19 protein-coding genes and 1 pseudogene are annotated in these 22,554 nt (G+C 58.0%); 6 read left to right on the top strand and 14 right to left on the bottom strand.

Annotated features, from left to right (window positions below; all coding sequences use genetic code 11):
• Positions 1 to 7: 7 nt before the first annotated feature.
• The 3 genes from OMK73_RS04810 to OMK73_RS04800 are packed head-to-tail and all read right to left on the bottom strand — an operon-like array spanning position 8 to position 2,642.
• The gene (locus tag OMK73_RS04810) at positions 8 to 1,192 is read right to left on the bottom strand and encodes a restriction endonuclease subunit S (RefSeq protein WP_267601006.1); all 1,185 of its coding nucleotides are present in this window, start codon (positions 1,190 to 1,192) and stop codon (positions 8 to 10) included.
• Positions 1,189 to 1,311 carry a hypothetical protein gene (locus tag OMK73_RS04805; RefSeq protein WP_267601005.1) on the bottom strand — a complete coding sequence of 41 codons (123 nt, stop codon included), beginning with the start codon at positions 1,309 to 1,311 and terminating at the stop codon, positions 1,189 to 1,191. The genes OMK73_RS04810 and OMK73_RS04805 overlap by 4 nt, the downstream gene beginning before the upstream one ends.
• Entirely contained in the window at positions 1,308 to 2,642 is a 1,335-nt protein-coding gene (locus OMK73_RS04800; RefSeq protein ID WP_267601004.1) for an N-6 DNA methylase, read from the bottom strand. The genes OMK73_RS04805 and OMK73_RS04800 overlap by 4 nt, the downstream gene beginning before the upstream one ends.
• Positions 2,643 to 4,516: 1,874 nt before the next feature.
• Here OMK73_RS04800 and OMK73_RS38095 point away from each other — a divergent pair.
• The 5 genes from OMK73_RS38095 to OMK73_RS04775 all read left to right on the top strand — a co-directional run bounded on the left by OMK73_RS38095 (position 4,517) and on the right by OMK73_RS04775 (position 10,885).
• Positions 4,517 to 5,614, top strand: a complete 1,098-nt coding sequence (locus OMK73_RS38095) for a replication protein RepA (protein WP_324291657.1) — start codon at positions 4,517 to 4,519, stop codon at positions 5,612 to 5,614.
• 408 nt (positions 5,615 to 6,022) lie between these two features.
• On the top strand, positions 6,023 to 6,211 hold the full coding sequence (locus tag OMK73_RS04790; RefSeq protein WP_267601003.1) for a DUF7706 family protein: 189 nt from the start codon (positions 6,023 to 6,025) through the stop codon (positions 6,209 to 6,211).
• Positions 6,212 to 6,846: 635 nt separating this feature from the next.
• Positions 6,847 to 7,968 carry a MobV family relaxase gene (gene mobV, locus OMK73_RS04785; protein ID WP_267601002.1) on the top strand — a complete coding sequence of 374 codons (1,122 nt, stop codon included), beginning with the start codon at positions 6,847 to 6,849 and terminating at the stop codon, positions 7,966 to 7,968.
• A gap of 145 nt (positions 7,969 to 8,113) precedes the next feature.
• Positions 8,114 to 8,602, top strand: coding sequence for a hypothetical protein (locus OMK73_RS04780; RefSeq protein ID WP_267601001.1), 489 nt, complete (start codon positions 8,114 to 8,116; stop codon positions 8,600 to 8,602).
• 6 nt (positions 8,603 to 8,608) lie between these two features.
• On the top strand, positions 8,609 to 10,885 hold the full coding sequence (locus OMK73_RS04775) for a DotA/TraY family protein (RefSeq protein ID WP_267601000.1): 2,277 nt from the start codon (positions 8,609 to 8,611) through the stop codon (positions 10,883 to 10,885).
• Between the two features lie 62 nt (positions 10,886 to 10,947).
• Here the strand turns inward: OMK73_RS04775 and OMK73_RS04770 are convergent, their stop codons facing one another.
• Entirely contained in the window at positions 10,948 to 11,223 is a 276-nt protein-coding gene (locus tag OMK73_RS04770; protein ID WP_267600999.1) for a hypothetical protein, read from the bottom strand.
• A gap of 147 nt (positions 11,224 to 11,370) precedes the next feature.
• On the opposite strand from OMK73_RS04770, the pseudogene OMK73_RS04765 reads away from it, so the two are divergent.
• A pseudogene (locus OMK73_RS04765) lies at positions 11,371 to 11,508 on the top strand (radical SAM protein); the annotation flags it as partial.
• 221 nt (positions 11,509 to 11,729) lie between these two features.
• Here OMK73_RS04765 and OMK73_RS04760 read toward each other — a convergent pair.
• The 10 genes from OMK73_RS04760 to OMK73_RS04715 all read right to left on the bottom strand — a co-directional run bounded on the left by OMK73_RS04760 (position 11,730) and on the right by OMK73_RS04715 (position 22,485).
• Positions 11,730 to 13,391 carry a UvrD-helicase domain-containing protein gene (locus OMK73_RS04760; RefSeq protein WP_420715474.1) on the bottom strand — a complete coding sequence of 554 codons (1,662 nt, stop codon included), beginning with the start codon at positions 13,389 to 13,391 and terminating at the stop codon, positions 11,730 to 11,732.
• A complete protein-coding gene (locus OMK73_RS04755; protein ID WP_267600997.1) occupies positions 13,391 to 15,301 on the bottom strand; it encodes an ATP-dependent nuclease in 1,911 nt (636 codons plus the stop codon). The genes OMK73_RS04760 and OMK73_RS04755 overlap by 1 nt, the downstream gene beginning before the upstream one ends.
• Positions 15,302 to 15,406: 105 nt before the next feature.
• Positions 15,407 to 15,616, bottom strand: a complete 210-nt coding sequence (locus OMK73_RS04750; protein ID WP_267600996.1) for a hypothetical protein — start codon at positions 15,614 to 15,616, stop codon at positions 15,407 to 15,409.
• 74 nt (positions 15,617 to 15,690) lie between these two features.
• Complete coding sequence (locus tag OMK73_RS04745; RefSeq protein ID WP_267600995.1) at positions 15,691 to 16,308, bottom strand: ImmA/IrrE family metallo-endopeptidase; 618 nt, start codon at positions 16,306 to 16,308, stop codon at positions 15,691 to 15,693.
• Positions 16,281 to 16,511 carry a helix-turn-helix transcriptional regulator gene (locus OMK73_RS04740; RefSeq protein WP_267600994.1) on the bottom strand — a complete coding sequence of 77 codons (231 nt, stop codon included), beginning with the start codon at positions 16,509 to 16,511 and terminating at the stop codon, positions 16,281 to 16,283. Before OMK73_RS04740 ends, OMK73_RS04745 begins: the two co-directional genes overlap by 28 nt.
• Positions 16,512 to 16,521: 10 nt before the next feature.
• The gene (locus OMK73_RS04735; protein ID WP_267600993.1) at positions 16,522 to 17,148 is read right to left on the bottom strand and encodes a hypothetical protein; all 627 of its coding nucleotides are present in this window, start codon (positions 17,146 to 17,148) and stop codon (positions 16,522 to 16,524) included.
• Positions 17,149 to 17,715: 567 nt separating this feature from the next.
• Positions 17,716 to 18,474: a hypothetical protein gene (locus OMK73_RS04730; RefSeq protein WP_267600992.1), complete on the bottom strand. Its 759-nt coding sequence runs from the start codon at positions 18,472 to 18,474 to the stop codon at positions 17,716 to 17,718.
• Positions 18,471 to 20,072 carry an RNA-directed DNA polymerase gene (locus tag OMK73_RS04725; RefSeq protein ID WP_267600991.1) on the bottom strand — a complete coding sequence of 534 codons (1,602 nt, stop codon included), beginning with the start codon at positions 20,070 to 20,072 and terminating at the stop codon, positions 18,471 to 18,473. Before OMK73_RS04725 ends, OMK73_RS04730 begins: the two co-directional genes overlap by 4 nt.
• Positions 20,073 to 20,786: 714 nt before the next feature.
• Entirely contained in the window at positions 20,787 to 21,119 is a 333-nt protein-coding gene (locus OMK73_RS04720) for a hypothetical protein (protein WP_267600990.1), read from the bottom strand.
• A 340-nt stretch (positions 21,120 to 21,459) separates the two neighbouring features.
• A complete protein-coding gene (locus OMK73_RS04715) occupies positions 21,460 to 22,485 on the bottom strand; it encodes a site-specific integrase (protein WP_267600989.1) in 1,026 nt (341 codons plus the stop codon).
• Between the last annotated feature and the right edge of the window lie 69 nt (positions 22,486 to 22,554).

Here is a 22,554-nt window from a genome sequence, read left to right as displayed (position 1 = left end):
GGCGTTCCTAGAGCTGGCCGCTGAAGGCCTGATGTAGCATGGATTCTTTCAGCTCATCTGATGCTTCGATCTTGCGCTGATAGAGAGATTCAAGACTCTCCGTCGCAGCTGCCAGCTCATCCAACTTCTCAGCAAGCTGCTGTTGCTCATTCACGGATGACGGGAATGAAACCTCGATGGCCTTGAGAAGACTCGCCTTGATTCCCTTTACGGTAGCGCCAGTGCCTTTGTCGTGAATCTGCTTCTGAACAGGTGGCGAGAGCAAGAGATACTTCAAGAATGTACTATCAAGCGTTGACGCATCTGGCTGCATGATAATGATTCGCTGCGCAAATACAACCTTCTCGTCGGTATCAAGTTGTGCAACATTGGCCAAAGGAGCTTCCGTCGTGAAGAGCACATCACCACGATTAGGGATGCCCCGAGTCATCCAATCGTCGTAGGATTCCGGAGCAACGAACTCCATGGGCGCTTCTTGAAGGAAGCCCATCTTCACGTTTTTTGCGGTGATCAGCCGAACTCCACTCTCGGTTTTTTGGGGCGTCTTACCTCGATAGTCGATAAACCGAATGTGCTGGCCGATTGTTGCCTCTCTCCAACCCTCACCACGTTGACTGAAGACAGCATCCAGATGACCCTCGAAGAGCGCGCGGGCGTTTATGAGGTTCTGCGCGGCGTTGGCGCGGGCGATGGCGATGCCATCAAAGGTTTCGTCGAGAATAGCAACGATGCGTTGTTGTTCGTGAAGCGGCGGCAGTTGCAGCTCAAGATCTCGAATCTTCGCCAAGCTCAAATTTTTCTGACGAACCCCTCGCCTTTGATCGAGAATTTGATCGCGATTTGAATCTATTGCATATCGAATGAATGCCAAATCTGTTTTATCATTTGGCCTTACACCGGCAATCGCCTGATTGAACGCGCCCGCTCGATCCAAGATGGACATTTTCAAGGCTGCCGTGTCGTACATCCCGATCAAAAGCGATCCGGCTGGAAATAGCTTCGCGTTAGATCCTTCAAGTCCGGCGACAGAAAGACTCCTTTCCGAAGCTCTCGTGAATAAGTCATTCAACTCACCCGACGAATACCACGGAATCTCGCCATTCCAGAATGCCTTGTTTGAAACAAGCGGAGTGCCACCGCTTTGTATGTCAGCAATATCCCCGAGCCGAATGGTATGCCACGCCGCCTTCATAGCAGCACCCTAATGCTAGCCAGCACTTCTGCGCTTTCGGCATCCAGCGCGGCGATGTCATCCATAATGTCCAGCGGGCTACGGTGGGCCACTTTTTTGCCGCTATTGGGATTCTTCACCGAGAGATCGTAGCTGCTTGTATCAAGCAGTGCGGCATCCACCCCCAACTCTTCGGAGAATCAGCAAAGGTCTTCTGCAGTTCGACGAACTCGGCAAGATCGGCATCGTTGAGCGGGTTGGTCTTGCCCATGCTACGGCCAGGGTCGAGCTGGTAGTACCACGTCTTACGGGTGGGCGCGCCTTTCTCGAAGAACAGCACGACGGTCTTGACGCCTGCACCCTGAAAAGTTCCACTGGGGCAGTCGAGAATAGTGTGCAGATTGCAGCTTTCCAGTAACAGCTTGCGGAGGCTTACCGAGGCGTTGTCGGAGTTCGACAGGAAGGTGTTCTTGATGACAACGCCGGCACGGCCCCCAGCCTTGAGCATCTTGATGAAATGCTGGAGGAACAGAGAGGCAGTCTCACCGGTGCGGATGGGGAAGTTCTGCTGGACCTCGGCGCGCTCCTTGCCGCCGAAGGGCGGGTTGGCAAGGACCACGTCCATGCGGTCCTTGTCTTGAACGTCGGCGAGGTTCTCGGCCAGCGTGTTGGTGTGGATGATGTTGGGCGCCTCAATGCCGTGCAGGATCATGTTCATGATGGCAATCACATAGGCGAGGCTCTTCTTCTCCTTGCCGTAAAAGGTACGCTCCTGCAGAGTTTTGAGGTTGGCGGTACTGAGATTGGGCTTGGTAGTGAGGTAGTCGTGCGCTTCACAGAGGAAGCCGGCCGAACCACAGGCACCGTCGTAGATGCGCTCACCGATCTTGGGCTGCACCACTTGCACGATGGCGCGGATCAGCGGGCGCGGGGTGTAGTACTCGCCGCCATTGCGCCCGGCGTTGCCCATGCGCTTGATCTTCTCTTCATACAGCATCGACAACTCGTGCTTTTCGGTCTGCGAGCGGAAGCGCAGTTCGTCGATGTGGTCGATGATATCGCGCAGGGTGTAGCCGCTGCGGATCTTGTTCTTAATCTCGCTGAAGATCTCGCCGATCTTGTATTCGATGGTGTTGGGGCCGCTGGCTCGCTGCTTGAAGCCATGCAGGTAGGGGAAGAGCTTGCGGTCTACGAAGTAGACGAGATCGTCCCCGGTGAGCGCATTGTTGTGATCCAGCTTACCCTCTGCATCCTTAGGCGCGGCCCAGGCTTCCCAACGGTAGGGGGCGTCGAGGATATAGCTGTACGCCTTGCCTTCGAGCATCGCCTCGGCGGCCTTGTCCTGGTCCAGAGCGTCCAGATATTTGAGAAAGAGCAGCCAAGAGGTTTGCTCGGTGTAGTCGAGTTCGGTGGTACAGCCACTCTCCTTCCAGAGAGCGTCATCGATATTTCTGAAGGCTTGTTCAAACATTAGTGCTTCGCGATTCTGTTCGGATGGGCCAGAAAATCTGGCAAGTGCGTTACTTTACCTGGCACTGGTTCTGCATGAAGACGTCGAGCTAAGCGGAGATGGAAAAGCTGCCGGACCTGCGCATCGAGGTTGAAGCGTCCATCGATGGCGCGCAATAGGTCGCTCTGCGTCTGCTGTGGTGGTGGCTGCGAGCGCTTCGGCAAGCAGGCGCAGCTTGACTACGCAGCTGGACGGGTCGAAGGCGAAGATACGTTCGGCAGTTGCGCCTAGACCGGCAAGCAGTGGTGAGTGCTCGGCTAGAAAGCTGAAATTGCTCGGCTCGCGCATTGATTGCCCTGGATGGTTCTTATCGTTGGTTTCATCAAGGAGCCCCCGCGCAACGAGACCTCGGTCGGCAAGCTCGGAACGCTAGTATAGCGGCGAAGGTGACCCAGGATAAGGCGATGCGGCATTGATGGCGCCATACCCCACCCAGGTTGGGTAGCGGCCGGAGAGATCGGGCTGGGGTCAGCCAAAATCCATTTTGGAAAATGCGCGCCACCATCGGAAGCCCTCAAAGGCCTTCTCGGCGCGAAGGAATTTGCCCCCTCCCCCCTTGAATTAGGGAGGCAGCGTCCGTCTGGCTCGGACAAATCGAGCACCCCGAGGGACTGAGGTGGTCAGTCCAGGACGAGTTCGATTGAGCACACGGGAATGGCCGTTTGTGCTGCAACCTAACCCCCGCCTAACCCCGGAAAAGACGAAGGGCCACAGATTGCTCTGCAGCCCTTGTAAATGCTGGTGGGTCGTGCGTGACTCGAACACGCGACCAACGGATTAAAAGTCGGAAACCATCCAGGGCGGGTGCAGAAAGACTACACAAGATTACATGGCAAGACAAGCCTCTGACGTCGCAGGGTGCTACACCAAATTGCCCAGCATCTCATCTGAATTCCGGCAGAATTCCGGCAGCTTGCTGCACCTCTGCGGTGGATCGAACCTAGGAAGCAAGGGGTGCCATCCGCAATGATCTGTACGAAGCACCAGTCGGACTCACTCATCCTCCTCATCAATGCTCGTGAGGAAACCGCCTCGTCCGCCCGTGCCAGATGCCGAAGCTCAAAAAGTGGAGCACAAGCCTCATATTCGCGAGCAAAACATCCCCTCGCCCCGTCGAAATCGGAGCGATAAAAGCGGCTGTAGGCTGGATCGAACTCAGCAACCGCCAGGCGGCGTGGATGTCGGCCCACTAGCTCCGCAACCTTTGCTTCCATTCTCACGAGGCCTCTGAGGCTTGGTGCAGTCTCTCCCCTCAGATACTCGCTGAGCAGTTGGCCAAGCGGGTTGCCAACCAATCCCAGACGCTCTTCGATGGAAACGCGGTTCATACCCCGCTGCGCACCATACTCGATGGCCTCTTCCGCCAATGCTTGCGCCGCCAACCTGCGCTGAGTCGTCAAGTCCGTTTTCACTTCCCATCCCGTTGCGCAGAAATCTGCCTTAGACACTGCTGTCGTGAGCCGCAAAGATACCCCTGCCTTCAGAACCTTACAGGGTGTCACATGGACTTTCGAGTTTTATTTGCGAGGATGGACTCTGCAGCATGGATCGATACGCGCGAACTCGCGCTGCTGCTGTGCACCTCCGAAAAGAACATCGTCGTGATGAAGAGTCGCGGTCAGCTGCCACCTACGGTGTTCCCGAGCCGCCGAGTCAACCGTTGGCTGGTGGGCACCGTGCGGACCTGGCTTCGACAAGCGGGGGAACCGGCAGCCCAAGACGATCAAGAATTCGTTCGCCCGGCTGAGAGAGTGACGGGGGGACCCGCGCTGCCGGCCAATGTCCGACGTATCGGTCGACCAAGAAAACCTGTCGAAGCTGTTTGAGGCCGAGGCATGACTGAAACGGATGGCGGTTGGGCAGTCAACATGCACTTGCCAGACCCCCTTGATTCGCGAACCGACACCCATGCATTTGGCGGCGTCGGTATTCCAATGGTGACGGGGTTGGGGTCGTGCCCAGGTGGAAGGACCACTGAGAATCAATCAGATTCTGGTCCGAACGGTGCGCAAGCCCCCTTCGGCCGCCCACAAGTGCTTCCCCCTCGAGGCGTTGAACGCTTACGCGTAACCGCAGCTGACCGGCTGCTCGCCGCGGGCGAGAGTATCGCGAGCGAGCCGCCGTCGCCTGAGGAAATTCTGTTTACTCATACAGTCTTTTGCCAAGTGGCGCTCCCGCGCAGTGAAGTCTTCGACCAGAACGGAGTTTCCGCCACCGAGTTTATGCGTCGTTGGGGCGAGGCCTGGGTATCGATTTCCGCCGGCTATCTGGATGAAGGACGGGGGCCGGTGCGTCAAACAGTCCCATATGGGGTGTTGCCGCGCCTGGCCATCTCGTACATCAATAGCTACGCGATTCGCGAGAAGAAGCGAGAGGTCCCGATAGGAAATAGTGCTGCGGAATTTATGCAGAAGCTCGGCCACGGTAATCAAGGTGGTGCTCGGTATGCTGCTCTTCGAAGAGCCATGCACTCACTTGCTGCCTGTCGGCTGCAGTTGGGATATCTAGGAAAGACATTCAACGGACAACCCGTTGAGGAGTTCTACGCATGGCCAAAGGGATCAGTGGATCAGCGCACGCTGTGGCCCGGGGTAGTCCTTCTCTCGGAAAGCTATTTCGAGTCCCTAAGGGGCTTCTCTGTGCCTTTGGACCAACGCGCGCTACTAGCCCTAAGGGGGACAGCGCTAGGCTTGGACATATACACCTGGCTCGCGCATCGCCTTCGGAAGGTACATGTTGGTAGGCCGGACAGGATCTCCTGGTCGGCGCTCACCGGACAGTTTGGCCAAGAGTACGGAAACGCGGACAACTTCCGCAAGGAGATGAAACGCGTACTTCGCCAAGTACTTGCGGTCTATCCAAGCGCACGGGTAGAGGTACACAGATGGGGGCTTGAAATCTTCTCCTCGCCACCCCCGTCGCACCGAAGGTGACGAGGTCGGGATGGTCATCTTGACCCTAACCATTTGGGCACCCTTTGCCGCGCCAGTCTGCGCAGGCTGGAGACGCCCGAAGAACGGGTTCCTGCGGTGGAAAAGCCTGTGCACACCGCAAGTTATCCACGGAGGATCACCCATGGAAGTACGGCAAATCGCCCCGTTTCCGCACGGCAAATCACACCGATCCGATGGGCGTATGACGGCAAATCACCCCGCTCTATACAGATACGGTAGTTATTTCATATACCCCTCTGATAGTCACAGTCCGCCAACTGTGGATATTGGCCTGACTGTCATTGGGTCTCTCCCGGTGCGGAGCGCGGTACTTCCGTTGCCGTGGCTCTGGTGGAGCTCGCCGGCCGGCGACCTGGTGGCGATTCCGTTTGATTATCTGGAGAAGGCATGACTACCGTATCAGTTGAGCTCGAGCTGGAAGACGTGCACGCGATGGCGTTGGCACAGTTCGTCAAGCGCGTGACCTGGTCGGATTTCCGGGCCTGCGCTGTGGACGACGAGGAGGCGTATTTGATCCGCGCCGCGGTTGACCGGGTGGCAAAGGCGCTGGCGGAGGTGGGCTATGCACCAAGGTAGCCAGGCGGCGGTGTGGCGGTGGCCCGGGAGACGATCCTTGGCAACCGATTGGCAGGCGTCCGGCGATCTGGTCGCACTTCGGGGTGAATTGGTCGCGCATCCACTGCGGGGTTATCTGGTCGCGCTTCGGGGTGAATTGGTCGCGCATCCACTCCGGGGTTATCTGGTCGCACATCCCAAAAACCTGGCGACGGAGATGCGCAGATCCGGGTCGCCCCTTCGGGTCGGCGCTCTCCCTTGCGCCTCTCGGCGCGGGGACCCGTACGCCTCGACCCGGGCGCGCGGCGCGCGCGAGCCCTTGTCGACCCTCATGCGCCTGGCATGCAGGAAATTGGGGTTCGGCTACTCAGGCTCGGGCAAACGCCGCAGGCGTGCGTCAGGCCCGAAGGGCTACGCCGCGGGGAGCCGGTGGTCAATTGCGGAACCCGCCCTAGCGGGCTGTCCACGCCGCCAGGGGTGGACAGCGCAATTGTCCACGGGCGGGCGCGGGAGTTCCGCAAACTCCAGCGTACCGATGGCTTGCGGGGGTGCAGGGATCTCCCTGCCGAACGGAGGTGCTTGTAGACGCGCAGCGTCGTACAAGCACCGTAGTGAGTACGTCTCTTCTTGAAGAGACGGGACAGGAACCCTCCACGATGAGATACCAAATCCTACGGGCTAGGAAACTATCCAGCTACGGAAACCTCAATGCGAGCGGGCAACACACATGGCGGGAACGTGCTACGCCGAACGCCGATCCTTCTAGGACCCCTAAGAACCGAGACCTGCGACCGGTGTCCAGCGCATCCGCTCTCGTCGCTGCAGTCCGTAGCCGCCTGGCACTGGCCGACCAAAAAGCGCAGAAGCCCGTTATCTGCATTGAGTATCTGATCACTGCGAGCCCGGAAGCGTTTGCCAGGCACTCAAAGGGGAAGGGACTTGCCGACGATTCGGCCTACTTCGGCGATGCGCTGGCCTATCTCGAGCAAGTGCACGGGCCGCAAAACATCGTTGCAGCCAACTTGCAGCTCGATGAGCGAAGCCCTCATCTGGTTGTGTATGCGGTCCCCTTAGTTGAGACGCCTGCGCGAGTCCGAAAGCGATCAGTCATTGTCGGGACGGAGCCGAATGGGGAAAAGCGGAGAGAAATCCGTGAATATGCGGAGGCCGCTGCAGTGAGGCTATCGGCCGCACACTTCCTGGATGGGCGGCCGAAGCTCGCCAAGCTGCAAACAGACTTTCATCTGGCAGTGGCCAAGAAGCATGGCCTGGAACGCGGAGTAGTCGGTTCAAAGGCTAAGCATGCTCGAGTTAAGCGGTTCTATGCGGTGGTCGATGGAGAGACGCCGAGAATACCGAAGCAGTCTCTCCCACAGACCGGAATCTTGGAGGGAAAGTCAGCCTATGGCGCTCGGGTGCAGAAACAAACCGAAAAAGTGTTCGCATCAGTTATTGAGCCTCTCTTCGTCCGATCCCAGGCCCTTGATACCGCGAGGATGCGCGCTTCACTTTCTGAGCAGCGTCATAAGGAGGCGGAGCGTAAGAGGCGAGAAGCAGAGAGGCTTGCTGAACTGGCTCGCGTGGCTGAAATGGATTCGAGACGATTCGCGGAAGCGCTAGCGAAGGAAAAGGAAGGGCTTCTCATGGATCTCTCTCCGGACGAAGCTCAGAAGGTGCTGGATGCCTATCGAGAGTTCAAGAGAAGGCGCAACGCTGACCAGGCTGACGCGAAAGAAGGCAGTGGCGAACCTCGTCGCCCGTCGCCGAGATCGTTTTAGTCGACCCGAAGGCAATGCAGCTTCGCGTCGACTTCGCGTCGAATCCACTGCAGAAGCATCTGCATTCATGCCTACTGTGCATCTACGCGTCGTTTTGGCGTCGTTTACGCGTCGCAAACTATTAACCAACTGAAAGGAGCGGGAAGTGAAAAAGAAGACGGTCTTGCGCAGGGTGGGGAGCTTTATCAATCCCTTGGCTCCGCTGGCATCGATGAAGCGTGCTGTCGAGAGCGGCTGGAAGACGATTGCGGATATGGACGCAGAGCTTAGAGAGCGCCGGAGAAATCCGAAGATCCGCACTTTCAAGGAAGCGATGGCGGCTCGTTCGCGAGACGCTATGCCACTGGCCGAAATTCAGCTTGCGTGCCTGACGAACCGTCGGGTGGCGATTGTCGTCGCCCTTCTTTCCTTTGTGTACTCATCATCTAGCTTGGTATCGGGCAATCCGTTCGGGGCACTGGTCGGCTTTCCTTTTACGGCGTTGTCCCTATTGAGTGCACTGAAGTATGCACATCAATCTTGGCAAATAGATGTCGGGCAGGCCTCGCCTGATGATGCCTTGCCCAGCGTCCAGCAATTTCTCCACACACCGGGTGCGGCCAGGCGGATCCTCAATCCACAACTATTTGACTGAGGTTGTATGGACAGTAACATTCATACAGAAGCGTGCCGCCGCACGCATACGCTGACTTTGCGTCGCTCCCTGCACGGCGTTTTCGGCAGTGTGCTGCCGCTGTGTGCTGCCGCGGCATGGGCACAGAACACAAGCATCGGAGAAATCCAGAACGCGGCGAACCGCCCTGGCGACAAGTCCATGGCGATGCTGGAAATGGTTTTCGGCAACGTCATCCACAATCCGCTTGCAGCCTCCGGTGGGGCGGGTTCTGGCATGTTGTCAACTATCTTTATGGTCATCAGCTCTTGCATTCTCGCGATTGCGACGATTTGGGCGATCTACCATTTCGTTTCTTCTTTGATCTCTACTGGTCAAGAGGGCGAATTCCTTGGACAGAAGAAGTCCTCTCCCTGGTATGTCATCCGCACGAGCGTCGGCTTCTGCTCCCTGGTACCGGTGTTCGGTGGTTACTGCGGAGCGCAGGTTGTCATGCTGTGGGCCACAATGATGGGCGTCGGAGTCGCCAACCTGACACTCGACGCGACCATTGCGGTGATCAAGAGCGGCGGCTCCATGGTAAGTACGCCAGCATCACCGACCGCAAACACACTCGCGCGTACGCTATTTGAAGCGAACCTTTGCGGTGAAGCGGTCAACAGAGCGATCGACAACATGCCAGCCGAAGTCGGCGTTAGCGCTGACGCGGCGGAACGCTTCACTGCGTCAATGGTCGGCAAGCAAATCCTCGTCAGGAGTGGGCGGGGCCAGTCATGTGGCGGGGCATCCCTCGCCTTGCCTGATCCGCCCTCGATGGTGGCCGGCCCCGAAGCAGGCTTGGCAGCGTACTCGCTCGATACGTCTACACTTTACGATCCGATGCTCGCCGCCCATCAGAGTGGACTGAGCTCGACGCAGGTGACGGTCAGCGCATTGGCGAAGGAGTACGTGGCGGCCGTGAATGCCGGCACAACACCTCCGAATGTGTCAACCGCCCTGAACAGTGCTGCGCAGGCGTACGAGAACGGTATAAAGAACGCCGTGGCCGGATCCCGCGGATCAATTGAGGGTCTGTCCAGCAAGATCGAACAGAACCTCAAGCGCGATGGCTGGATCATGACAGGGGCGTGGTATCAGACCTTTGCTCAAACAAATGCTCAAGTGTCAGCGCTGACGAACGCTACCGCATCCGCAGTCGCCGGTACCGATCCGGAGAATCTCGCGTACCCGCAGCTTTATCGCAAGGTGCTTGCGGCTTATCAGCAACAAGTGCGCCTGGATGCTGCGACTCACAGCTCGGGAGGGAACGCGGTAGCAACATTGCAGACCGGATCATCGGACGCAAAGGGCTTGCTCTCGACGATTTTCAGTGGGCAGGAATGGGTAAAGGCGGCCGTCGATCTGAACTCCAACAACGGAAACGGCGGTTCGAAGAATCCCATGATCGGGATGAAGAATCTCGGTGACTCGATCCTGACGGGTGGATGGGCCGCGCTTGGCACATACACCACCATCAAAGCGGTTGAGGGTGCAAGCGAATCGAACGCCGGGAAGATTGCGAGCGCTGCAGCCGACGTGGCAACACTCGGTATCGCGGGTGCGATCAAGGCAACGCTGAAAGGCGTGCTGGATGGCTTGGCACCCTTCATCGTGATCGCGGTTCTCTCGTTGTTTTTCTTTGGCGCGATGCTGTCGATCTATATTCCGTTGGTGCCTTTCATTGTTTGGTTTGGCGGGGTAACGTCGTGGTTCGCTGTTGTGGGCGAAGCGTTGATCGCCTCGCCTCTCTGGGGCCTCACGCACTTAGACGGCGATGGGGAGGGCTTGGGCCAGAGATCCACGCACGGCTACATCTTTCTATTGAATGTTCTTCTGCGGCCCGCGCTGATGATGGTTGGCTTTGCCCTCGGCAGCGCAGGCGTCATGGTCCTCGGGACGTTGCTGAACACGATGTTTGGCGTCGCAATGGCGAACGCTCAGTTTGATTCGACAACCGGCCTGGTAAGCATCATCGGATTCATCGCGGTCTACCTGTCACTCTGCCTGAGTACTATCCACGGTTGCTTTAACCTGATTCACATCGTTCCGGACCAAGTGTTTTCCTGGATCGGCGGGCAGATGTCGAGCAGCCTAGGGCGTGATACAGATGATCGTACTAAGCAGGTCTTCTTGGGCGGCGTCGGGCACGGCCGTGATGCGGCGCGAGGCTCTGTTGGGCGCGAGCGCGCCCAGCGAGCCGCTAATCCTGAGCCACGGCCGTCAACGGGCTCAAAGGGGCACGAGCCGAAGGGCTACGTGGAGTAGGTTCCTCCCAGCAAAAAGGAGCCCGCAATTTGCGGGCTCCCTTTACTATGTGCCGTCGGTTTTCACGCGCGACGAGATGAGTGCATTTCTTCGTTGTAGGCAGCTTGGCCGATGCGTACCCGATTCTCTTTTACAAGCAGATAATTCTGAGGATCCAATTTGCCGAGCTCAGTCAAGGCGACATCCCGTACAGCACGGGCTCCAATCAGATTAGCTTTCGCTTCCAGAAGCAGGCCTTCGAGTTGGCGAGCGTACGCGGCCCACTCATTTGCTGCTAGAGCATTCTCGTTTGCAATGCGCGTGTTTTGCCGCGCTTGCCCCAAGAAAAGCATATCCATTGACATATCGTTCGCCTCGAGTCTGTTGCAGTATGAACGGATTCTGTATCGATTAATATACGGATGCATGGACGACTACGCAAACACAAATCGAGCCGGTGCTGTCTTGCCTTGGAGTGGTCGACCACTTGCTGCTGTGAGCAAGTGTCGTTTACCATCGCCACACTGGGTGCCGACATCGCACGCACACTGGAGCCACTCGCTGCTACGCCATCACGCAGATTGCGCACGATCCGGGAACTCACTAATGCAGGCATACCAGTGCGCGTCAGCGTGGCGCCCGTGTACGGAGCCACCGATAAGCGGCCGTTGGGGGGACGACCGCAGACGGCTATTCCTGTTAAGGATTGTTCGACGCCTGCCCACACGCGCCGCTCCCTCTCACAGTCCTGCAGACAAGGGCAGACATCAAACAATCCTTAACAATTGCGGCCGGCCGCCGCCACACGGTGACCACGCAATTGCAGCCCTAAAGCGGACAGTAAGCTAGAGATCCTTGCGGTCCCTCATGTGCTGACAAAGGGCATGACGTAGCCGAAGTACTCTGACTGCGGCTTCCGGGCAACGTCCCACCGCTTGGCGTAGCTGGCCGGTCGTTCCCGCTGGTCCGCATGGGTCAGAACAAGTCGCCGCTTGGCTCGTGACACTCCGACGAAGAACGCACACCGGTTGGCATCCTGATCTCCGAAGAAAATCTCCTCTTCGACGGCCAGCATGATGACCGAATCGAACTCCAACCCTTTGCTCTTGTGGATGGTAAGGATTCGAACTGCCTGATCGTCCGACAGGCGCTGTAGCGCTTTGGGCAGATCTGGCTCAACCTTCAAGAGTTCCTCGATGCGTTGCTTGGTGCTCAGGATCACCTCCCGCAGGCGTTCCGCTGATTCGTAGTCTGGTGACAGGGCTACCAGCATCTCCTTCCCCATGTGGTTCAAGAACTCTCGGACATATCCCCACCAATCCGCGTATGGGTCGCCAATGATGGAAGCAATGGCAGCCTTCTCTCGCTGCTGTTTCAGTACCTTCGGTACGTCTCGTCGGGCATCGGACTGGAACTCGTCATCGGCAAACGGCACGAGTTGATTGATTAACCGTGCCCATGCCTTGGGCTCACGCTCGCCGTAAAGGCATGCCAGATAGTCCACGACGAGTCGCGCCGCCGGCTCTGCGGTCAGGTCCTGAAGCTGATGCTCATTGCGGTAAGGAATTCCACGAGCTTCCAGCGCGGCCATGAGGCGGTCGGCATAGAGGTCCAACTGCTTGGAGACAAGGACGGCGACTTCCGGCAGCGGTACTGACTCTTTGCGCACCCACGTGGCGATCAGGTCGGCTAGATAGTCCGCCTCCTTCTGCGAGTCTTCAAAGCGCCAGCCAAAGACCTCGCCCTCATTGCCCGCCAGTTGCTCCTCGGGCATCACAGAGGACGCATCAAGCACGCGGATGATCTCGTTCTGCAGGCGCAGCAGCTTCGGCTTCGAGCGGAAGTTCCGATACATATTCAAGGGGACGGCCTTGAAGTCCGTCGCGAATGTGGCAAATATGCCATCCAGCGCTCCGGCCCAGCCCATGATCTTCTGCTTCGTGTCTCCCACCGCTGTGAGTCGAATGACAGTCCCTTGGAAGGCGATCTTGATCAACTCATACTGGTCGCCCGTGCAGTCCTGGAACTCATCCAAGAAGACATCGCTGTAGGTCTGGCGGATTGCGTGCCTGGCCATCGCGCAGGTGTTGAGGATCTTGACGGCGAGCGGTACCAGGTCGGCAAACTCGATCTGCTTGCGCTCGACCCGCTTGTCGCCGAGCTTGTAGCCGGGATCGAGGGCGTCCTTGCCGGTGAGTACGGGCCTGAACCGATCAATGATGCGTTTGGCGAAGGCGTGAAACGTGTAGCTGTCGAAACGGGATGCGAGATCCAGGCCACAGCGGCGCACTACCCGTTCCTTGAGGTTCTTACTGGCATCGACCTTGAAAGAGATGGCCAGAATCCGCTTCGGATACCGGCAAGAACCGGTGCGCAGCAAGAAGTCAGCTCGCTGAGCCAACATCTCCGTCTTTCCGGCGCCAGGGCCGGCCGTCAATGCGAGGCAGCGAACTTCCTCCTTGGCGGCCCGCAGTGCGTTCGGCTCCAGAGTCAAGCCGTCGGCCGGAGCCCATTCGTGGGCTGAAATCACTCTGGCAGCTCCGCAAGCTTGGCGATCACTGCATCCGCAAGTCGCCCCAGGGAGGCCGGCAGTGTTGCCAACAACTGTGCGTCGGTCAGCTTCGCCAGAGCATCGATATGCGCTGCTGGCTTGCTTCCCAGCTTGAACCTCTGGTGATACGTGCCGAACAGCTGAAGTTCACCCGCGTCGTACTGCGCCGAATTGTGATGAGACGGTCCAAGTACTGCGCTCAGGATAGCTGGGGCCGGGGGAGGGGCAGCGCCGGGCGCATCGTACTGGGCAGCGTACGCCGCCAGCATGGCGAAGTCCAGATCCATTGGCGCTGAGAAGAAGACGTCCCGCTGCTCCATGAGAGTTAGGTAGTGCGGATAGTTCCGTACCAAATGCTTGTCGTCGTTCCAGGATGGAACTCCCTGATCCGCTGGCAGGACTTTCGCGGGAGCGAAGATCTGCAATTGGTCGTTGACGTACTTGATGCGGCCCCAGCCACCTCCGTGTCTGGCGACGTCCAGGTCGAGCAGAGTGATGTACGGGATCTCCAACGCCGACAGCAAGCGCCAGAAGTGGTTGACATGTCTTCCGCCGAGCGGAGCGATCGTGACCGCAGACTCATCGACTGGCGCCTCCTTCGCTTTAAGAACTCGCGGCAGCACAACTTCCTCGCTGTCGCCTTCACCCAGCACGACCAGGCGGGAGAAGTAGATCTCCGGGAAGGCCTGTACGGCCTCACGGACAAACTTGTGTGCTTCGTCGGCTTTGGCTGGCATCTGGATGCATGTAACTCGGGACACCCGCTCCGCTGACAGACGAAGGTACCGGATCTGTTCGGGCTCGACGCGTCGGAGCATCGACGGCGCATGCGTGGCGATCAGCGCCTGAGCATCAGGATTGCGCGCCATCTTGGTCAGCGCATTCACAATCCGTCCCAGATAGTGGGCCGAAAGGCTGTTCTCGGGCTCCTCCACACTCACAATCGTGAACACCGGTGGCCGTAGCTTCACCGGATCAAAGGACTTCTCCTTGCCGGCGAGGACAGCCTGCCCGATGGCCTGAGAGCACAGGACCAGGGATAGATAGAGGATTGACTTCTGTCCGTCACTTAGGCGAGAGAAATCAACGAACTTCTCATCGTGGCCTGGCGAAAACGAGACGGAGAGATGCCGGCACAATGCCTCAATGTTCGACGCCACGAATGTGACTTTTGGATCGGAGAAGAAACTGCCCTTGTGAAGTCCGCCCCATACCTCGTGCAGGGACTGGCTGAACGAGTTCACCGAGGCGTTGGCGGCCAGGCTCTCACTGATCTGGTCGGTCAGGCCCTTGATCTCCTCGCGTTCCGCGTCCCAGTTCACGGCCTTCAAGAGACGACCGAGGAGCGCGTTTGCACCATAGGTGATGTGATCTGCTGGATCGCGCCGTGCAGGAAGATAGTGGACCTGGATATGGCTTCGCTCAGTCCGCGGGACCACCGCAGTGCTCAGGGGCGTTCCATCAGCGTCCACGTCAAGTACGTAGACCAGCGACTCCTCGATATCGCCATCGGCCCCCAAGGTGGCGCTGAGCCGGAACCGAACCCGCGGAATGCCGTCTGGTTCATCGAGGCGCATGTGGCCGAAATGGGGGGCGACGGTCGCGCCAGCGTCTGCCTCCAGAAGTTCTGGAAAACTAAAGTCAAGCTCGATCCACAGTTGCCGCTCGTCGGGCTCGTCCTCCTCATCAGCGGGAACGTGGAAGTCGGATCTCTGCACACGACGCAGGGCTGGGTCGACCGAGAAGACGCGACAAAGCGCGATCAGCGCGGCCGTCTTTCCGGATCCATTAGGACCAATTAGATAGGTGACATCGTTAAGGTCGATCTCTGTGGACGCATCTCCAAATGACTGGAAGTTGTGGAGGCGAATGGTCTGAAGCTTCATACAGGTTCTCGTTGGTCCAGACAAGAGAATTCCCAGGCAGGATCTCCTACCACTCCTACGCCGCTGGGGTTCACATTAAACTGAGATAGATCGCGGCCGACTCGCCTACACCAGACGCAATTTCGGCGGAACTCTTGGCGCAGAACCCACATCAGCAGCCCCTGAAACCACGGACAGGTTGGTCAGTTGGAAGGTCAGCGCATTGATCTCATCCACGCTGAGACTAAGGCTCTCTGCGATTTCACGGCGCCCCTGCTTTCGGCTATACAGAATGTCGAGCACCTTGGTAAGGAGCTGAGAGGTTTCTCTCTCCATCGGCTCAGGCTCGTTCGTACGATAGCCACTCTTGGCAATCTCTATGCACAGGCTTCGATAGTTCCACTCACTGACTAGCCCAAGGGAGTTGAATCGGTAGGCCAGCGCGGCCAGCGACACCCCCAATAGTGCTTCAGCCTCATCAGGTACTTAGTGGTGTAGGTGGGAGGCTGGTTGGCCGCCACGCTTTCCTTCGGCATGAGAAAAGCGGAGGCAAATGCATCGGCCTGGCGCTCCATCTCCGGTCCATGGGACTGACCATGCTGCATGGTGTAGATGTCCCGCACCAGATGTCCGAGCTCGTGAGCAGCATCGAAGCGGCTGCGCTCGGCAGACTTGATGGTGTTGAGAAAGACGAAGGGCTTGCCTTCGTACCAGGTGCAGAAGGCGTCCACCTCACGGGTTTCTTCGGTCAGAGAAAACACACGGATCCCTTTGGACTCAAGCAGATGGACCATGTTGGGAATGGGTGCATTGCCCAGCCCCCATGCCCTTCGCAGGGTAGCTGCAGCCTCCTCAGGGCTCAGGTCGCACAAGTCCGGCAGGTCCGCTTGCGGCAGGCTGAAGCGGTCTTCGATCCACTGGTTGACCTTGAAGGCAATCGCGCCCGCTGCGAACGCGCATGCCTTCATGCCGTCCGTCATTTTCGAGAGCTTGCGAAAACTCACCGCATGCTCTTTGATCTCCGGCATGTCTTCGTCAATGAAAAAAACTGCTGAGGGAATTTCAGCAGCTTTGCAATACGGGCCAGAAGTTCCAGGTCGGGAGCAGATGCCCCAGTCTCGTAGTTCTGCAGGCTACGGCTGGTGACACCCAACTCCTTGGCTAACTGCGCCTTGGTCAAGCGCCTTCTTACCCTGGCAAATGTGATCTGCTTGGGGTTAATTTCGGACATGGTTAACTACTCAAAACGTACCTGTCTTGGGCTCGACTTCCACCGTGGCAGGCGCGTTGGGCTCGTCCTTGCGAATAGTGAAGTCAGCCGGGTTGTTGGGGATGCTGCCCAGAATCAAGCGAACACCCCACTCAGTGATTTTCTTGTTGTTGAAAGCGGTCGGCAAAGACAGCTCGAAACGGACCTCGTTGAACACCTTGTCGTAGTGGTACAGCAGAGCCCAAACCTGGGTCTCCTTCTGCTTTTCTTTTGCGAGCATGAACGAGTCACGGTTGAAGATCTCCAACTGGCTGTTCTGCTGAACGAAGCTCTCCGCCACGGACCCCTTCTCGGCCTGGTTCGTGGGATCCTCGAAACCATTCTTCCCCGTTTCGCTGTTACCGGTCATCACCACAATGGAGATGGAACGATCGGGCGAACTGATGAAGGGGCAGTTCTGTTGCTCGTGGATATGCCACTGGAGCGCCGCGAGCAAGGTGCGCAGATCTTCAACGGTTTTCAGCCACTGCTGCACGCCTGCTGCCGTCGGAGCCGATGCGCGCGTGACCTCGTTGCGCCCTCCCAGACCGCCCCTGATGGCATCCTTGAGGAGAATAGCTTTCAAGTCCGGGTGCAGTGCCTGCAGCCGTGCTTCCACCAGCGCCGGATCATCGACGATCGTGGCACGGCGAAAAAGGGGTTGGGGGCTGTCAGCTCAAAATTGCGCACGGTGACTCCTTTCACGTTTCCGGAAATTTTACCTCAAAATGAGGTTGATAAAGCGGAAAATAATTTGACACGTGAGTACCGCGTCACCTGATGCATCGGAGTTGGCCCCTATAAGCTGCAGGCGCTAGCCGAGGGGCCACTGGAACATCCCAATTCCGGAGGATTTGCCCTTTGTCAAAGGACTGCTTTCGGCGGCGGCAGTCGTTTAGCCGTGAGTCCGCGAGTGACAGGTGCTGTTAAGGGTTGTCTGATGCCTGCCCTCGTCTGCAGGACTGTGAGAGGGAGCGGCGCGTGTGGGCAGGCGTCGAACAATCCTTAACAACAACCGCCATCCGAACCTTCGTGCCGCCTGGCAAGTCGTCTACCAAGACGGCCACTCCGGGTCTGGCCGGCGAGCAGCCGGTCTCGGATGGGGAGTTGACGTCCCGGTAACAGTCAGCCAGGAGCGGTAACTCGTCCTGACAATCCAGCCGCTAGACTCGGACCGCCCCGATGTTCAAAATGCTCGGTCGTTCACCAACTCTGTCGCCTGGACGAACTCCACTACCTCCCCGAGAACATCGACACGGGGCTTTCCGCCAGAAATCCGAAGTAGTAGCGCATCGACCTCGGCACGATGAAACGTACCGCGTCGGGGGTTGAAAACGGCAACGTGACTCCAACGTTGTCGTCCGGCTCCTGCGTCAAGTACGAGGTAGGTTATGAGCTGCCTCAAATCCTTTCCGGAAACCTTACGCGTCGTCGTCTTGATTTCCACCAATGTCCCGTCGATGCCGAGATCACCCTCAGCGGCGTTCAGGAAGCCGCAACCCTGAAACCGCGGGCTGAACTCGATGTGGTCTGCCGGCAGGCAGGCACGATAAAGGGACGCATAGTTTTTCGTAAGTGCTAAGCCTTGACGCAATTCGGAGGGCGACAGCGGCGCGATCACGTCGGGCTTTACGCCTTCGTACTTTTGCACTACCTCGAAGGCCATGCCGCTTGCCTCTTGCACTATTTCGGGCTGGTCAAGCAGGCTTTCCGCCTCTCGGCCGCTGTCGTGCAGCAATCTGGCGCCCCAGAAGGCAAACTCGGCAACGATGTCGGCCCGTGTGCCGGGCTCGATCGGAATGGCTTCGAGCAGGCTTCCAGATTTATCGACAAGATCCTTCCGATAAGCCTCGTTGAACAGGCCAACAAAACGCGGCGTCAACAAGGGGACTAGTTCCTGCCAGAACGAACTGAAAGACTTCGCGAAGACGCGCTCGGAGATCATAGCGGAACGCTCTTGTTGGTCTGGAATCGACTGGAAAACCAGTCGCGGATCAGCATCTCAGCTTCGGACCAACTGGCTTTGACGTGATCTCGCCAGTGCTTGCCCTCGTCCCCGAGGAAATAAGACGCGATGATGAAGGCGCGGCGCTCGAAAACCGACATCGCGCCATATTTTGTTTTCGCATCGGAGAGCCAATAGTGGCAGGACCACTTGGCCATCGCCAGGATGACCAAGCGTCGAATCATCGGGTTGGCGCTCTCCTCGAAGATCCTGATCAGAATCTCCTCTTTTTGTTGTGTTTGGTCGCCGGCCATGGCTCGGATGAAGTAGGAGAGGTTTACCTCCACCGACAACAACGGCGACCGGCTGTTCCACAGATTGCAGAGAGCTTCGTCGATGCGGACTCGCGCATCTGAGGCTGAGCTCGTGTAGATCTCGCGTACGACACGCATGACTGTCACGAACACGGGTGCGAGCGTCATAACGTTGTCGCCATCGAGCAACATGCCCACCGCCTGCAGCCGCTGCACTGGATCGAGAGCGAGGATAGCCTGAACAGCCTGCTTAGCCACAGAGGAGTCGATCGTGGTCTTGGCGATTTCACGGCCCAGGATTCCGATGATGTCGATTTCTTGGATGGCCCCCTTGAGCTCCTCGTAGTCCTCCTCGGCGGTGGGTGAATAGGGATCGAAACGCAGCGAGATGCTCAGTAGCTTTTGCTCCTCGGTGGCCAGCGCGTTTGCGGCCTCAGCTGGGTCCAGTAACTGCGCTGTCTCTCGGAACTCCTGCGCGGAGAGGATGCGTGTCTTCTTCTTCTGAAGCACCAACCCCTCGTTTGCGAGCTTTTCAGATAAGAAAACAAGTGTACGATAGGCCTCGGCCTTGTCGGCGCAGAAGATGGCATAGTCATCGGCGTAGCGGCAAAAGCGCACGCCGCGGCGGACCAAGAGCTTGTCGACTCCATCGAGCGAAAGTTCGGCCAGAATTCGTGAAGCTGGGCCACCTACGGGTAGACCGTAAGACACATTCTGCGAGAACTGCTTGAGCAGGTCCATGAGTCGCTTCGGCTGATCCCCCACGCCAGGCAGCCGCTGAAGTGCGTTCTCTATACGGTGATGGTAAATTCGGGAATAGAAGTCGGAAATGTCCGTCTGCACAACCACAGGGTAATCGTTACTGAGCAGCAGACACTGATTCCTAAAGTCGATCCATGTGCTGTCTTTGAAGATCTTGGCATCGGCATCCTGCCACTGAAAACGGTAAGAGAACACCGTTTTGTCGGCTTCTGGTACGCGAACGGACTCGATCTTGCCGGCAATCGACAGCACCAGTGACAAGTAATAGCAGTTCCAGAATGGATCGATTAGCGTAGCCCAACGAAACCCGGCGTAGCCGACCTGAGTCAAACTGCGCATCGTTTCGGGCGGATAGACCGAAAGCCAGTGGTCACGCTTGGCGTGCATGGCCTGTATCAATGCGACCGAGTCCGATGCCCTGTCACGAAACAACAGGTTTTCGAACGGGAACGAGAAAATGTCCGTGTCGCCGTGTTCGGCCACGTTGCGAAGTGCTGCGGCGATGGCCTGATCGATGTGCATTGCGCGTCTGCTAGAGAATGCGTTGATTATGTGATGTCACAGCCCGTGACGAAGCGGCCGTTGCCAGTCGCGCTGGCAGGGCGAGGTTGTAGCCACAAGACAAACTCAGCGTCAGTTGACTGGCAGGACGTTAGCGGCGCCTGATCGTCTGCTTTCACATCACCCGACAATCGCCTCGGAACGGCTTGTCGACGATGATACCGATACTCCAGCTCTGGGCAAAGCCACTCTGTCCCCGTTGTGCCGGGCGTAGCTTTCTTGAATGATCCGTTCGGAAATTGCATGCCCCGAGTCAACTGGGCATGTATGCTGGAGCAAACGGAAATGTGTATGGCGACCCCAAAGCACTCTAAGCTGACCCAGTATTTGATGAGCGATCGGTTCCAAGCAGACATGCGCCGCGGCATCGCGAAGGCGATCGCTGAGACACGCGCCGCAGGGCTGGAACCTGCGGGTGACCGGCGTATCAAGGGGCCGAGCGGGCCCCCAATAGTTACGGTTATCGCCGCGCCCATGCCTTCAGATAGATCCAAGCCCGCTGATGATGGCTCAAAGGGATGTGCCTGCGAGGCGGGGGTTCGGAAACGGGACTAGCGATGGAATTGGTCACCTCTGCCGCATAGCCATCTGGCAGAAGGACGCGCAGGCTCAATCGCGCGAGCATGCGCTCGTGCCCTTCGTAGGGGCAAGCCGAGGCTTGCCCCTCTGCGTGGCTCATTTGCAGAGCGTGGAAAGCGGGGTATTCAGCTGCAGGCTCATTTGCGGATGTGACTCAAAGAGCACCTGGGAGCGTTGGGCCTTGCCGCCGTTCTCTGCCCGGAGCATCCGCAACGACTTGTATCCCCAAACCGGGTTGCCCCCCACGCAACTGCATGTCCAGTACATCTTGTCTTCTTGAGCGCGTTCCGCAGCCTCCGCTGCGGAACGCTGGCTCGTCTTGTAAGCCTCTGACATGGCAATACCAGCATCGATAATTTCCGCGACGGTCTCGCTCGATACCGGTGCGGAGACCGCCATGGCAACGGCGACGGCTAGGAGTTTCTTCATTCGATGCCCCCTGCATAGACGGCGGCGCGGCGCATGTCATACAGCCCAAACAGATAGGCACGGATTTCGCCAGCCGGCTGGACCGCGATGATCTCTTCCAGTCGCGCCAAGGACATGCGGTAGGGGTCCTCCAAATCGAGGACACAGGACAGGTCGCTGTCCTGTGACAGACTGCGCAGAGGGTGAGACAGTAGAATTGGGTTAGCCATAACAGACCTCCACAGAAGGTGGGTTGTGGTTAGGCGAGTCTTGTGGTGGCTGCCACTAGGCTCGCCGCTTTGCGCCAGCGCCGAGCCACGCCGACGAAGTCGATTGCACAGACTGCAAATGCTTCCGGTATCTAGCCGAGACGGTCTAAGAGGTTTTCTGGCTTCAGATGCGTGTAGCGCTTGAGCATCTGCATGCTCCGATGACCGCTGATGCTCGCCACCTCCATGGGATGGAGACCTTTCTCAAAAAGACGCGAGACTGCCTCGTGGCGAAGGTCGTGCCATCGCAAATCATCGATCTGGAGCTTCGCCAAGGCACGAGACCAAACGAGCAATACGGCGTTTGGCGTGGTCTTGAGAACGTGGTCGCTATCGGTCCAAGTCTCTGCCCCCAGCCCACAGGACGCGCGCAGCGTCGTCAAAACGCTATGAGCACGCCTTGACAGAGGCAGGACTGGTGGGACTCCTTTGTTCGCTGCGCGTCGAGCCTCCGCCGGAAAGCGGATCATCCGCCTAGGAAGATCAATCCATTCCCAACGGAGGGAGAAGAGGCTACCTTTCCGCAACGCAGTTTCGATGGCCAGGTCGAACGCTGGTGCTGCGTATCGATTCGTGCTGAACTCGAGCTGGGCGCGAATCGCGTCGTACTCTCCGTCGCCGAGCCTGCGGTCGCGCGCAGCGCTCCCTCCTGGCTTTCGGATGTTCTTCAACGGGTTCGCCAAGCCCTCCATCCCCCACTCCTTCCGTGCAGTCTCAAACAGATGGCTCAGGAGTTGGAGTTCTAAACGGATCGTGTTCTCCGCCTTACCCTCGCCTCTGCGCGCGTCCCTGTAGCGAGCGAAATCAACGCCTCGCAGCGAAGTGATACCGCGATAGGCAAGCTCCGTCGCGAGCCATCGTTGAATTCGGCCGTTTTCTTGGGTCGGATGCCGCTTGGAGGGTACGATTTCTTGGCGGTAGCGTTCGAGCGCTTCCCTAAGCGTCGTGCGCTCAGCTTCTGAGCGGTCGATGTATATGCCGGCGTCCATTTCCGACTCGATCTTGCGAGCCCATTGTTGGGCCAGAAGCCGAGTGTCAAAGGTCCTGTAGGTCGGTTTGAACCCTCTCCGACGAACCTCTGCGCGCCAGTACGCGCCACGCTGGGCGATGTAAGCCATCCGGGTGCTCCAAACAAGCAATGTTGATACAGGCCTGGATGGTGCGATTCCGGCAGATTTCCGGCAAAG

The sequence above is a fragment of the Cupriavidus sp. D39 genome (assembly GCF_026627925.1).
In the GTDB taxonomy this organism is placed as follows: domain Bacteria; phylum Pseudomonadota; class Gammaproteobacteria; order Burkholderiales; family Burkholderiaceae; genus Cupriavidus; species Cupriavidus ulmosensis.
This window is presented reverse-complemented; position numbering and strand designations above follow the sequence as displayed.